The organism is Arcobacter cryaerophilus gv. crypticus, assembly GCF_002993025.1.
GTDB lineage: Bacteria > Campylobacterota > Campylobacteria > Campylobacterales > Arcobacteraceae > Aliarcobacter > Aliarcobacter cryaerophilus_B.
Window position 1 is genome coordinate 56,779 of sequence record NZ_NXGI01000007.1, and the last position, 13,765, is coordinate 70,543.

The window sequence follows — 13,765 nt, forward strand, 5'->3', positions numbered from 1 at the left end:
GTGTTAGCAAAAGGTGTATCTAAATATCATAAAACAACATTATTACAACAATATAGTAATGTAAAATTTTGTCCTCTTTCAAAAAATGGAACGGGTGAGTTTTATGGTAAATATTTTTTTTGGGAATTTGATGCAAAACCTACAGAACTAAGTAAAACATATAAAGTATTGATTATTTTTCATATTGATAATTACTCACCTGATGTGTTTGTTTTGAATAAAGATATATGGGAAGTTTCAAAAAGCAAATCTATACCACATTTGTATGACCATAAAAAAATTAGATTATGTTTATATTATCCTTCTTATAATGAGTGGAATACAAATATGCCACTTTGCAATACTATTGTTTCTTGGACATACCTTTGGTTATATTTTTATGAAGAATGGCTTTATAGCAATAAATGGAAAGGTGGTGGTATTCATCCAGAGAGCTCCAAAGAAGAAGAAAATGAAAATATAAAAAATACGCCTAAGCAATTAATTATTGAACAAAGAAAGAAGAAAAAGCAAGATAGTGTTAAAAATATTATAAATAAAATTTACCTAAAACGGAAAAGTATTTATATGCAAGAACTTCAAAATAACGAGGTTGTAGAATGAAATCATTTTTGATCACGATATGGACTTATCTTTGTAAGGGTTTTGATTTTGTAAACAACACGACTTTGGGTAACTTTTTACTTGAAAAAGTTTTATTTAGAACAAAAGGATTTTATACAGTATTAAACAGTTTTAGCACATTACTACTGGCACAAGTGGCTACTTTTATCTATCAAAATAAATTAATTTCTGAATTAGATAAATTGATTGAATCTTCTACTGTATGGTATGAAAAAATAGCATATATAATAATCCAATTTTTTATGCCTGAAGGAAATGTTTTTATCATTTTTATACTTGTTTTTCTAATAATTGGATTATTCTGGGACAGAAATAATAATAAAGACAGCAAAATAAGTGGTAAGTTAAATCTCGAACAAGCTTTTCATCAATGGGCATCTCAAACAAAAATTAAACTTTCAAGCGACTTAGTATTGGACTCAAGAGAAAAAGAGGTTAAAGACTTTTATGATTTTTTTGAAAATAATCCATTAAAAATTACAGTCTATTCTCATAGTAAGGAAGAAAGTTATGCTTTTATTTTATCTACTTTGAAAAACAATCAAAATTTAGTGAAAAAAGTTCAAATTATCTCTAACCAAGAAGCATGGGATAATACGATTCAAAATAAAAATCATTTGATTTTAGTTTATAAAGATTTTATCCCATGCAATATTGGGGTTGCAATTGAAAATGGTAATTATGTTATTGAAGCCGAAGAATTGATTGACATTGATAATACAGCAGAGAATAGCATTAAGTTGAAAAAAATGAAAAAAACTGTTACCACTTTTGCTTTAGAGAAAATGGGGTTTGACCATAACAATTCATGGAAAATTTATAATGATACAAAAGGCTTTTTACATGCAATAATCAGTCATCCATTATTAAAACCTTATGAAAAAAATGTACCGAATTGGGTAGGCAAATATGATATTAATATTTTATCCACAATGCTATTTGTTAATAGTTGGCACATTAAAAATGAAAATGATCAAAAAGTTATTGAAGAACTATCAGGCTTACAATATGAAGCATTTGAAAAACAATTACACTTATTAAAAGTTGAAGATAAAGCACCTATTAGGCTTGTTGGAAATGTTTGGCAAGTAATCTCAAAAATAAGCTTGTGGGATTTAATTTCAAATAAAATACCTAACACTCAAATAGATAGGTTGAAGAAAATAGTTATTAATGTTTTAAGCGAAATAGACCCATCTTTTGAACTTAATCCAGAAGATAGATGGAGTGCAAACATTTACAATAAAACATTAAAACATTCAGGATTGCTTAGAGAAAGTTTAGCCGATACATTAGTGCTTATTTCTGTATTTGGTAAAAATAAGTTAAGTTATCCAGCTAATATTAATAGCAGTTTAGATTATTGGTTAAAAGAGTTGTTTGAGAAAAATTTAAATGTCGAGTCTTGGTATTCTTATGGGCGAATATTACCATTTTTAGCTGAAGCAAGTCCAAATAGTTTTATAACTGCAATTGAAAAAACTTTAGACAATAAAAATACTACAAATATAGAACAATTATTTGCAGATGCAGGTGATATGGCTATGGGAACTTGTTTTCATTGTGATTTACTTTGGGCATTAGAAACAGTATCTTGGCATAAAGACTATTTGGCAAGGGTTACTTTAATATTAATCAGATTATGTGAACTTAATATAAAAAGTAAAATTTCTAATTCACCGATGAATACTTTAAAAGATATTTTTGCAGGATTGATAAACTACAGCAGTGTATCATATGATGATAAAGTACAAATACTAGAACAAATTGCATATAAAAAATTTCCTGACACTACATGGAAATTGTTAATTGGAATATTGCCACATAGTCATAGTGTAAGTTATGGCATATCTAAACCTAAATATCAAAATTGGGATGTTGATAGTACAAAAGAAGTCACAAGAGCAGAATACTACACATATAATGAGAATATTTTTAGAATATTATTTCTAAGTGTAGAAAACAATACTTTACGATGGAAAGATGTACTTGATAATATAAGTAGCTTTAGCAAAGAATATTGCTTAAAATTTTTAAATAAATTTACGAAATTAGATAAGAAAATTTTTTCAGATGATGAAAGATTAATTTTATCATTAGAACTAAGAGAAAACATACATAATCATCGAAAATTTGCAGATTCTCCCAATTGGCAAATATCTGAAGAATGTTTAGAGCAGCTTGAAAATGCTTTTTATTTTATAGAGCCTGATAATTTAGTACATAAATACTATCATTTATTTGGCAATGGAAGAGTTAATTTATTAAATCCAGTTCCTTATGAAAAAGAAAATAGAAATAGTTATAAAGAAGAAGAAAAAACAATTGAAGAAGAAAGAGAAAAGGCCTTAAAAAATATTTTAGAAAGTAAAGATTTTGATACTTTAGTTGAGCTTATAAAAACAAGTCAAATGCCAGGAATTATTGGAAGATTGATTTTTAAAATAACAGGTGAAAAATATAAAATAGAAATATTTAAATGGTTAGATATGCAAGATGGATACTTAAATATATGTGCAAAAAATTATGTTGCAAGTATGAAATTTAGTGAAAATATACTTGATGATTTGAATGATATTCAAAAAGCAGAAATTTTACTTGCTATAAATTTTGATTCAATTGCATTTGAATCTTTGAAAAAACAAAATACTTCTGTTCAAGAATATTATTGGAAAAATATACATTGGTATTGTAGATTAGAGGAATCAGATAAAAAATATATTAAATGGATATTTGAACAATTATATCACTATAAACAACATATGAAATGTATAGATTTTTTAAGTCATCATATGAAAAAAAGCAATGAGGATGGCTTAGATTTTAGCTTTAGTGATATTGCGAAAGTAGTAATTGAATTAGACCCAAATATTGAAAACAAAAGATTGGATACACATTCCATATCTGAAGTGATTGAATTGCTACAAAATTTAGAAGTAGAAAATGAAGTAATGAGACTTATAGAATGGAAATATCTACAATTAAAAAATTTCAATCCAGTCTTTTTAGAAAAAGAAATTATTGCTAATCCAAAATCATTTGTTGAATTACTAATTTTTATGTACAAATCTCAAAATAAAGAAGATGAAGATATAACATTGACAAAAGAGCAAATTCAAAACAGAGCAAATAATGCTACAGAACTACTGGAAAGAATAACATTATTTAAAAAGTATGAAGATATACATGATTTTAATTATGAAACTTTAAAAAATTGGATAAATGAAGCTATTAAATATGCAAAAGAAGTTGATAGAGAAAAATATGCCTATGTAGAAATTGGTAAGCTTTTATCAAAGTCACCAAATGGAAAAGATGATATTTTCCCAAATGAAATAACTAGAGATGTTTTAGAAGAATTTGATAATGAAAAGTTAGGATACTATTTTTGGCATGAGAAAAAATATCCTGGAGGAAGTTATTTTACTACAAGAGGTGCTGATGAAGGTGGAGAACAAGAACACCAAAAGGCACAAGAGTATAGGGAATATGCAGAAAAATTAAGGTTTACGCATCCAAAAACTTCTTCGTTATTAATTCAATTAGCAAAAGATTATGAGATAGATGCGGAAAAAGAAGATTTAAGAAATGAACTTCAATAAATTTAAATAGTGAGAGAAAAACATGAAACTACAAATTAACGAATCACAAAACATAGAATTTAAACAATCTTGGAGAGATGAGTATATCAAATGGCTTAGTGCATTTGGCAATACTGATGGTGGGAAGCTGTATATCGGTGTAGATGATGATGGCAAAATCAAAGGCATTGACAATGCTAAAAAACTTCTTGAAGATATACCAAACAAAGTACGAGATATCTTGGGCATCATGGTAGATGTCAATCTTTTACAAGATGAAGATAAAGAGTACATTGAAATCATCACAGATAAATATCCATATCCTATAAGCTATAAAGGTTCATATTATTACAGAAGTGGAAGCACAACGCAAGAGCTAAAGGGTGTCGCACTTGATAAGTTTTTACTTAGAACACAGGGTAAAACTTGGGATAGTGTACCAGTGCCTTATTTTGGAGATACAGATTTAGACCCTTATTCTTTTAAACTCTTTAGAGAAAAAGCTGAGAAAAAACGAAGAATAGATCCTGAGCTTTTAAAAGAAAATGATGATGTTTTAGTAGATAAATTACGACTTCGAGAAGGTGATTATCTAAAGAGAGCTGCTGCACTATTGTTTGCAAAAGAGCCTATGAAATATGTAATGGGAAGTATGATTAAAATAGGATATTTTAAATCAAATACAGAACTAATATATCAAGATGTGATAGAGGGAAGTTTATTTGAGCAAGTAGATAAAGTAATGGAGCTTATATTTACAAAATATCTTAGTGCTTTTATCACTTATGAGGGTATTCAAAGAGTAGAGAGTTTTCCAATTTCAGAGTTAGCTTTTAGAGAAGCTTTAATTAATGCGGTTGTTCATAAAGATTATAGTTCACAAAACAGCATACAAATAAGTGTTTATGATGATAAACTTCTTATGTGGAATGCAGGAGATTTACCACCACACTGGACTATAGATACACTTTTACGGAAACATACATCTGAGCCACACAATCCTCTAGTTGCATATCCATTTTTCCTAGCTGGATATATTGAATCTTGGGGAAGAGGGATAGAAAAAATTATAGAAGAATCACAAAAGTTTAATGGTATAACTCCACAATTTAAATGGGAAAATGGTTTATGGGTAGAGTTTTATTTTAATACTGATAAAAGTTTACCTAATGGGTTGGGTGAAAAGTTGGGTATAAAGTTGGGTGAAACACAACAAAACATCATAAAGCTTATGCAAAATAACCCAAAAATTGCAATTACAGCACTTGCTACTGAACTTGGAATCAGCACAACAGCAATAGAAAAACATATTAAAACACTAAAAGATAAAAATATTATCCAGCGAATAGGCGGTGCTAAAGGCGGACATTGGGAGATTTTAAAATGAATGATAACATCACACTAGAACAAGTAATACAACAAAACTGCATCAATCTTTTGAGCCATAAAGATTTTGGATATAAGTTTATAACCAAAGAAGATAATCTTATTTTTAGAGAAAATAAAACATCGGCAGTACTTTTAAAAAAGATACTTATAGAGAGACTTTATGCTTTAAATAGCTATGAGTATAAAGGGCAAAACTATAAGTTTAGTGCCAATAATATAGCCAAAGCAGTTGAAGACTTGGATGTATCTTTAAATGAGGGATTAATCGTAGCAAATGAGAAAATCACCAATCATCTGCTTTTAGGTACTAGCTATGAAGAGAATCTTGATGATGGTACGAAAAAAAGTTTTTCTTTTAAATATATCGACTTTGATAATATTGAAAATAACCACTTTTTTGTAACAGAAGAGTTCATAGTAGATCGTGCCAACCAAAATGAAATTACAAAGACTAGAAGACCTGATTTGATTGTGTTTGTAAATGGTATCCCACTAGTGGTGATTGAGCTTAAAAAATCAAGTGTGAACTATGAAAATGGTATCAAACAGCTTGAAAAAGAGCAAAAAAAAGATGAAATACCGCATTTATTTAAATACATACAGTTAACTATTGCAGCAAATAGCAATGAAGCTAGATATGGAACTATGGGAACACCTTTAAAGTTTTATAGCTTGTGGAAAGAAGAAGAGAGTGAAAAGGCTAAAGTGACTTTAAAAACAATGATAGAAAATAGAGAAGTAACTAGTCTTGACTTGACACTTTTTGCACTTTTATCAAAAGATAGACTTTTAAGACTAATAAAACACTATATTTTATTTGATAAAAAAGTTAAAAAAGTGAGCCGTTATCAGCAGTTCTTTGGGATTGAAAAGACTCTAAAAAGGGTAGAAAAGATAACTGATGGTATAAGAGCTGGTGGACTTATCTGGCATACTCAAGGAAGTGGTAAATCTCTTACAATGGTAATGCTTACAAAACTTCTAAAATTAACTTACACTAATGCAAAAATAATAGTAGTAACCGATAGGGTTGATTTGGATGAGCAAATCCATAAAACTTTTGAAAATACGGATATAAAAGCAGGAAGAGCAAGTAGTGGGAGTGATTTGATAGAGAAACTTCAAAGTGGTATAAGTGTGATTACAACACTTGTACATAAGTTTGAAAAGGTAAGAAACTCAAAAACTGTTATCAATGATAATAATGTATTTGTGCTAGTTGATGAATCTCATCGTACTCAAGGTGGAGATTTACACAATGCAATGAAAAAGGCTCTACCACTTGCTTGTTATCTCGGATTTACAGGAACACCACTTCTAAAAAAAGAGAAAGATAAAAATAGCTTTTTAAAGTTTGGTGGTGAGATACATCGCTACACTATAGATGATGCTGTAAAAGATGGGGCTGTTTTACCGCTACTTTATGAGGGAAGGCTTGTTGATCAAGAGGTGCTTAGTCCTGATGGATTGGTTCGAAAGTTTAATATGATTGCAAGAGAGTTAAGTGATGATGCAAAAAGAGATTTACAGCATAAATGGGCAAGATTTCAAAAAGTTGCATCAAGTGAACAAAGACTTGAACTAATAGCACTCGATATCAATGAACACTTCAAAAAAACTCTAAAAATGGCAAACAGTGGTTTTAAAGCGATGTTTGCAACAAGTAGTAAATATGAAGCTATAAAATATCATGAGATATTTGAAGAGTACGGTGATATACGAACTGCTTATGTAATCTCAAGCAATGAGCATGAAGAGCTTGATGGTGGAAATAAAGAATATGTGGCAAAAGCATGGCAAGAAACTATTAAAAACTTTGGAAGTGAAGAGGAATATCTAAAGTATGTAAAAAGTGAGTTTATCCATGGTGATGAGATAGATTTGCTTATTGTTGTAGATAAGCTTTTAACTGGTTTTGATGCACCAAGAGCAAGTACACTTTATATAGATAAACAACTAAAAGAACATAATCTTTTACAAGCAATTGCTAGAGTAAATAGACTTTATGATGGAAAAGATTATGGATATATTGTAGATTATAGAGGGCTTCTAGGAGAACTTGACCAGGCTTTGACAAATTATGCTTCACTTGATGGCTTTGATCCAGAAGATTTGACGGGAGCTGTAGTAGATGTAAGAAGTGAAATAGCAAAAGCTAAAACTTATTACACCCATTTAGAAGACCTTTTTAGTGATGTAAAATTTAAAGATGATTTAGAAAGTTATGTAGTTGTTTTATCAGATATTCAAAAAAGAGATGATTTTAAAGAGTGGCTATCTCATTTCTCTCGTGCTTTTAAATTAGCACTTTCAAGTGAGAAAATTGATGACATTTTAAGTGAGAATGAAATAAAGCTTTATAAGAAAAAAATCAAATTTTACAATGAACTTAGAAAAGTAGTGCAGCTACGATACCATGAGACTTGTGACTTTGGAAAATATGAAGAACAGATGCAAAAGCTACTTGATACTTTTGTAAGTGCCAAAGAGGTGAATGAACTTACAAGGCTTGTAAATATCTTCGAAACAGAGTTTGAAGAAGAGGTTCAAAGAGTTGAGGGTAAAAGTGCAAAAGCTGACACAATTTTGAGTGCCGTAAGTGCGGTAGTAAAAGAAAAAATGGAATCAAACCCAGCATTTTATAAGTCAATTGCCCAACAAATAGAAGATGTAATTAATGAATATAAAGCTAAAAGACTAAATGAAGAGGAAAAATTAGCAAAAGCAAAACAATTAAAAGACCTAATAACAGGTATGTCCAAACCAAATGAGGATAAATATCCAAAAGAGTTTGAAAATAAAAAAACTCTAATTGCTATTTATGATAACTTGAGTGATATTTTAAGTAATTTAGAAATTGTTGATTTTGATTTGATTGTTAAAAATTTGACTTTAAAATTTGATGAGATTTATTTAGGAGCTTCTAAAAAACCTGAATGGCATAAAAATAAAGATGTTGAAAATGAAATAACAAGTGCAATGGAAGATGTTCTTTGGGACTTAGAAGATGAATATGATATATCAATTGAGAACAAAGATAAAATTTATCAAACTATTAGAGGTATAGGAATAAGTTTTTATGCTTGAAAACATCCAAATTACTAAAAAAGATGTAAAAAATATCACTTTAAAAGTAAAACCATCTGGAGAAGTAATTTTAACTGCTCCAAAGATAACAAGTGATGAACATATAAAATTTATAATCAAAAAAAGAGCTAAATGGATTGAAAAAAAGAAAGAGTTTTTTGCATCATTTGAAACAATCAAAAAAGAGTATGTGAGTGGAGAGGATTTTAAATATCTAGGTCGAAGTTACAGGCTGAAAGTCATTGAGTCAAAAAAAGAAGCTGTTAAGCTTCAAAGAGGCTATTTAGAAATATATGTTAAAAATAAAAATGATTTAAAACGAAAACAAAATTTGGTTTACGAGTGGTATTATGAAAAAGCATTACTTCATTTTTTCAATATTTTACAAGAGTTTAATAAAATTGTGAAGCAAGAGATAAAAGATATAAAAATAAGACAAATGAAAACAAGATGGGGGAGCTGTAACCCTCATAAATCATATATCAATCTCAATATTGAGCTTATAAAAAAGCCAAAGATTTGTATAGAATATGTAGTTTTTCATGAACTGGTTCATTTGATCTATCCAAATCATTCTAAAGAATTTTATAATTATTTATCACTATATATGAGTGATTGGGAAAAAAGAAAAAATATTTTAGAAAATATATAAATATTAACTAGACATAATTAGGTTAATAATTCAAAGTATAATACCCTAAGAAAATTGAGCAAATTTTTGTAAAGTTTTATTCTTTTAGTGTAAAGTTTAACAATAAAAATACGAGGATAAAAAAATGAAAACAGAAAACATAGAAAAATTAAATAGTTTAGAAATATATCAAAAAGTGGCTTTTGAGTTTAAAGATGGCTGGAATGGCTTAGTATATGAATTAGGAAAAGATATTGAAGATTTATGCAAATTAGCAAATTGTGAACTTCCATTAATTCAACAAATAAAAGAAAAATTTGGAACATTAAAATTTTACTACAATACATTAAATTCGCAATATCCTAAAATAATTGAAAAAAGTATCAGAGCTTTAGTTTCACAAGCTGAAAATCGTTCATCTACTATTTGTGAACAATGTGGAAAATTTGGTGAAACAAGAGTTGATGGTGGACTTTATAAGACTGTTTGTAAAGAACATCAAGGAAGTTCAATAACAGTTTTTGAATATGAAGAGATGATGAAAAAACATTATGAAGAACGAAGAAGAGCAAAAGAAGAAGTAGAACAAAATCCAAAACCTAAAAAAACATACTTTGGATTAGAAATTCAAGATGGCAATTTAATTAAAGAGAGTGATATTAAAAATTTACCTTTTTATGAATTTTGGCTAGAGAGTGCTAAAGGAAGTACTTGTGCAATTATAGATGGTGAAGAGTATATATATTTAAGTGATTGGGAGAGTTTCGCAAATTTATTTATAAAAACTGGAAAACATAGATTTCAAAAAAGAGATTAAAATGAAAACAACAAAAATATTAGTACAAAAATCTGAAGCTGGGTTAAGTGAAGATAATAAAGCTAAATTAAAAAGTTTAAAAATATACAAAGATAAAAAACATTTTAAATTTTCCAACGGTTGGGTAGATTTAGCTTATGAATTAGGAAAAAATATAGAAGAAGTTTGTAAATTAGCAAATTGCGAACTACCAAAAATAGAAGCTATGTATAACAAATATAATACTCTAAGAGTTGATTATCATTTCACTTCACCTGTACCAAAAATTGTTGAAACATTAATTGACTCTTTAATTTATGTAACAGAAGATAAATCAGAGATGATTTGCGAGTATTGTGGAAAAAGTTGTGATATAGAAATAACAGAAAAAAATAATAATTATATAAATGCTTGTGAAAAGTGTTTTGATAGAAAAAATAGAGATTAAAATGAAAATAGATATATTAAGTGACCTACATTTTGATAATTACTTTTACAATAAATACTCAAAAGATGATGTAATTAAATTTTACAGTCAAATTATTGATTTTAAAAATTGTGGTGATGTGTTAGTAATTGCTGGTGATTTAGGACATAATAATCATCAAAATATAAAGATATTAAAAATATTAAAAGAGTTCTATAAAAATATAGTTTGTGTATTAGGCAATCACGATTATTATTTAGTAAATAAAGAGAATAAATCTTTATTTAAAGGCTCTTTTGAACGAGTTTCAAATATGAGAGAACTAATCAATAAAGAAGATAATATTTACTGTTTAAATGGAGATATTATTGAAATTGATAGTGTTAAATTTGGGGGTTGTGATGGTTGGTACAATGATGGTTATTTGCAAGTAAATTATCCTGATGAGTTTTTCCCAAAGTATTCAACTAATATTATGTGGCAAAACTCTACTCCTGATTATAAAAATATTTTAGAAATTGAAAATTTTGACGATATATTTGAGATAGAAAAACCTAAAATCGAAAGAGTTTACAAAGAGTGTGATGTAATGATTACTCATATTAATCCAAGTGCCAAAAAAGAGTACTTGAATCTTAAATATCATAATGAATTATCAAATACATTTTTTTGTTTTGATGGTGAAGATTATTTAAAAAATGGAAGTATGAAATACTGGATATTTGGGCATAATCACGATGTTATTGAATATAAGGAACATAATGTTAAATGTATCTGTAACCCTTTAGGATATTATAATGAGAGTGGAAACGGACAATGGATTAAAATTAAACAAATAGAGGTTTAAAATGAAAACAACAAAAAATTCGAGATATTAAATGAGTTTAGAATTAATTGAAAAAGCTAATAAGTTAATTAAACAAACTCAAAAAGAAGCTTTAGAAATCAAAGAAAAAAGAGTATTAATCAAAAGTAAGATTTTTGAGAACAGCATAGAAATAGATTTTATTATTGATTGTCTTACTAAAAAAAAATATGATGATTTAACTTACAATGAAAGATTATTTGTAAATGATATTTTTGAAAATGCAAAAAAAGAAGATTTAGAAGTATTAAAAAATATATATTTTATAGAAATAGAAGATATTAAAGAGATTTTTTTAACTTCGCCATATTGTGATGATAAAATATTTTTAGAGATATTAAAGGAGTACAAATGCAAATAAAAAAACTAAAAGTAAAAGATAAATGGAATTGATAGTTAAAAATATTGAGTTTTTAGAAGCTGTATGCTGGGATTATGATATTAATTCAAATGATGTTTACACTATTCTAAAAACAAAAAAAGATGATGATTTTCCTATCAGCTTTGATGTGTTAAGAAAAAAAGTATTAAAGTATGTCTCTATTGCTAAACTACAAGAAATATTTACTTTAGAAGAGTTAAAAGATATTTTTAGTGGAATAAATCCTAATACAATAAGAAATCCTGAAACTAGAGATTTTTATGTAAGAAATATAGAGTTGTATCTACACGACCCAAAAGATTTTACCTTTAATTGTTTTTGGCAATCTTCAAAACCTACTATGCAAACAGTTACATCAATTATTAGAAACTATTTAGCGACTATGAACAAGCAAGATATACATACTCTTTGTAGAAAATTTGGAAAAGATAGAGTTTTAAAAGAATTAAATGCTAAATATAAAGAATTATTTGAACTAGGCTTTTTTGATTTCAAAGGTATGAAAATTCCTTTAACTGGTAACTATAAAGAACATGGAACATATAAAGAGATATTAGAGATATTAAAGGAGTACAAATGCAAATAAAAAAACTAAAAGTAATAGATAAATGGAATAGAGATTTTGGGATTTTAACTTATGATACAACAAAAGATACATTTCATTTTAAGTATGATGATGACTGTAAAGGATATGATTTCTCAGATATAAATATAAAAACTGGAAGAGAATTTGAGCAAAATACAATATTTAATGTATTTTCATTTGATGAGAGTTATGCAAGAAGTCAAATGATAGAAAAGTTTAATCTATCGGGATTGAGTAATAATGAAATGCAATGGTTTTTTAAAGAGCATTGTGCAAAAAACAACTCTTTGAGCTGTAAAGGGTTTTATTTTGAATTTAGAGAAAACACACCTTGTGATTTTGTTAAAAAAGTTATTGACTCAATGGAAAACTTTAAATTAAAAAAATACCTTTAACAGATGATATTAAAAAGAATTTTGACAAATTAGGGATTAAATATACAGAGTAAAAATATGAAAAAATATAAAATATCACCTATATCTTGGGACTGATTTGTATAATGAAGGTTATTTGCAAGTAAATTATCCTGATTAATTTTCCAAAAACATTCAACTAATAGTGTGTGGCAAAACTCTATGCCTGATTATATAAATATTTTTGAAATTGAAAATTTTGACGATATATTTGAAATAGAAAGTCCTAGACACATATAATTATCTGTGATAAAATACAACAATAAATTAATAAAAGAGGTGTAAAATGGCTTTTTAAAAAAGATACCGAACGAAGGGTTCTTGAGAAAAAGGTTAAGGTTATTAAAAAATGAATTTGTTTCAAATTATGATGGTTTTTTTAGATTCTTATTAGCTTTTGGAATTGTCCCTCTTGTATTTATAATGTTTTTAGGTGGAAGAGGAGTTGGTAAAGACATAGATAAAGAAACTTTAGAAATTATGAATTTACTTTATTCTTATACATTAGATAATATGATTTCCTTTATGAATTCAATTACTCCAAATAAAGATTATTGGATTGTATTTAATCATATTTTTGTTTTTGCATTATTTATATTTGTTACTTTTTACACTATAAAATTCATCTTGATAGTTATTCATGATTATGTAGGAACAAAATTTCATAAAAAAGAAGTTTGTTGGCACGAAGAGTTTGATTATTAGAAAAAATAGTTGATTTTTAAACTCCTCTACTGGTAATAGAGCTTAAACATAGAAACATTGGAATAAATGTGTCTGAATTTAAGTTACCATTCCACTTTCAAAGACGGCTTAATGATAGTTTAAATTTATAACTGAATTTTAGGAATTATCTAATGCTGACACAGTTGCCACATTAAAAACTACTTAAATACTATGATGCATACTCTCCTTTTTTAACTCTTTTTTCTAATTTAAACTGCTCTGGATTATAATCTACATTATTTTTATACAAGGAATGTG

General features: G+C 27.4%; 12 protein-coding genes. All 12 read left to right on the forward strand.

Going from position 1 to position 13,765, the window contains the following annotated elements; all coding sequences use genetic code 11:
• Positions 1 to 603: a type II CBASS E2 protein gene (locus CJ670_RS04560; protein WP_105939027.1), complete on the forward strand. Its 603-nt coding sequence runs from the start codon at positions 1 to 3 to the stop codon at positions 601 to 603.
• Positions 600 to 4,226: a hypothetical protein gene (locus CJ670_RS04565; RefSeq protein WP_133161061.1), complete on the forward strand. Its 3,627-nt coding sequence runs from the start codon at positions 600 to 602 to the stop codon at positions 4,224 to 4,226. The genes CJ670_RS04560 and CJ670_RS04565 overlap by 4 nt, the downstream gene beginning before the upstream one ends.
• Positions 4,227 to 4,248: 22 nt before the next feature.
• Positions 4,249 to 5,592 carry an RNA-binding domain-containing protein gene (locus tag CJ670_RS04570; protein WP_105939029.1) on the forward strand — a complete coding sequence of 448 codons (1,344 nt, stop codon included), beginning with the start codon at positions 4,249 to 4,251 and terminating at the stop codon, positions 5,590 to 5,592.
• The gene (locus CJ670_RS04575) at positions 5,589 to 8,681 is read left to right on the forward strand and encodes a type I restriction endonuclease subunit R (RefSeq protein WP_105939038.1); all 3,093 of its coding nucleotides are present in this window, start codon (positions 5,589 to 5,591) and stop codon (positions 8,679 to 8,681) included. The genes CJ670_RS04570 and CJ670_RS04575 overlap by 4 nt, the downstream gene beginning before the upstream one ends.
• Entirely contained in the window at positions 8,674 to 9,333 is a 660-nt protein-coding gene (locus CJ670_RS04580) for a M48 family metallopeptidase (RefSeq protein ID WP_105939030.1), read from the forward strand. Before CJ670_RS04575 ends, CJ670_RS04580 begins: the two co-directional genes overlap by 8 nt.
• A gap of 124 nt (positions 9,334 to 9,457) precedes the next feature.
• Positions 9,458 to 10,129 carry a hypothetical protein gene (locus CJ670_RS04585; protein ID WP_105939031.1) on the forward strand — a complete coding sequence of 224 codons (672 nt, stop codon included), beginning with the start codon at positions 9,458 to 9,460 and terminating at the stop codon, positions 10,127 to 10,129.
• A 1-nt stretch (position 10,130) separates the two neighbouring features.
• Positions 10,131 to 10,556, forward strand: coding sequence for a hypothetical protein (locus CJ670_RS04590; RefSeq protein WP_105939032.1), 426 nt, complete (start codon positions 10,131 to 10,133; stop codon positions 10,554 to 10,556).
• Position 10,557: 1 nt separating this feature from the next.
• Positions 10,558 to 11,382, forward strand: coding sequence for a metallophosphoesterase (locus CJ670_RS04595; protein WP_165785182.1), 825 nt, complete (start codon positions 10,558 to 10,560; stop codon positions 11,380 to 11,382).
• Positions 11,383 to 11,413: 31 nt separating this feature from the next.
• Positions 11,414 to 11,761, forward strand: coding sequence for a hypothetical protein (locus CJ670_RS04600; RefSeq protein WP_105939034.1), 348 nt, complete (start codon positions 11,414 to 11,416; stop codon positions 11,759 to 11,761).
• 22 nt (positions 11,762 to 11,783) lie between these two features.
• On the forward strand, positions 11,784 to 12,368 hold the full coding sequence (locus CJ670_RS04605; RefSeq protein WP_105939035.1) for a hypothetical protein: 585 nt from the start codon (positions 11,784 to 11,786) through the stop codon (positions 12,366 to 12,368).
• Entirely contained in the window at positions 12,359 to 12,763 is a 405-nt protein-coding gene (locus CJ670_RS04610) for a hypothetical protein (RefSeq protein WP_105939036.1), read from the forward strand. Before CJ670_RS04605 ends, CJ670_RS04610 begins: the two co-directional genes overlap by 10 nt.
• Before the next feature lie 339 nt (positions 12,764 to 13,102).
• Positions 13,103 to 13,486: a hypothetical protein gene (locus CJ670_RS04615; protein ID WP_105939037.1), complete on the forward strand. Its 384-nt coding sequence runs from the start codon at positions 13,103 to 13,105 to the stop codon at positions 13,484 to 13,486.
• Positions 13,487 to 13,765 lie beyond the last annotated feature (279 nt).

What these genes read in the sequence shown, in the direction of transcription:
- CJ670_RS04575 (WP_105939038.1), top strand. Translation starts at nt 5,589, where the DNA reads ATGAATGATAACATCACACTAGAACAAGTAATACAACAAAACTGCATC.
- CJ670_RS04595 (WP_165785182.1), top strand. Translation starts at nt 10,558, where the DNA reads ATGAAAATAGATATATTAAGTGACCTACATTTTGATAATTACTTTTAC.
- CJ670_RS04605 (WP_105939035.1), top strand. Translation starts at nt 11,784, where the DNA reads ATGGAATTGATAGTTAAAAATATTGAGTTTTTAGAAGCTGTATGCTGG.
- CJ670_RS04580 (WP_105939030.1), top strand. Translation starts at nt 8,674, where the DNA reads ATGCTTGAAAACATCCAAATTACTAAAAAAGATGTAAAAAATATCACT.
- CJ670_RS04585 (WP_105939031.1), top strand. Translation starts at nt 9,458, where the DNA reads ATGAAAACAGAAAACATAGAAAAATTAAATAGTTTAGAAATATATCAA.
- CJ670_RS04610 (WP_105939036.1), top strand. Translation starts at nt 12,359, where the DNA reads ATGCAAATAAAAAAACTAAAAGTAATAGATAAATGGAATAGAGATTTT.
- CJ670_RS04590 (WP_105939032.1), top strand. Translation starts at nt 10,131, where the DNA reads ATGAAAACAACAAAAATATTAGTACAAAAATCTGAAGCTGGGTTAAGT.
- CJ670_RS04600 (WP_105939034.1), top strand. Translation starts at nt 11,414, where the DNA reads ATGAGTTTAGAATTAATTGAAAAAGCTAATAAGTTAATTAAACAAACT.
- CJ670_RS04570 (WP_105939029.1), top strand. Translation starts at nt 4,249, where the DNA reads ATGAAACTACAAATTAACGAATCACAAAACATAGAATTTAAACAATCT.
- CJ670_RS04565 (WP_133161061.1), top strand. Translation starts at nt 600, where the DNA reads ATGAAATCATTTTTGATCACGATATGGACTTATCTTTGTAAGGGTTTT.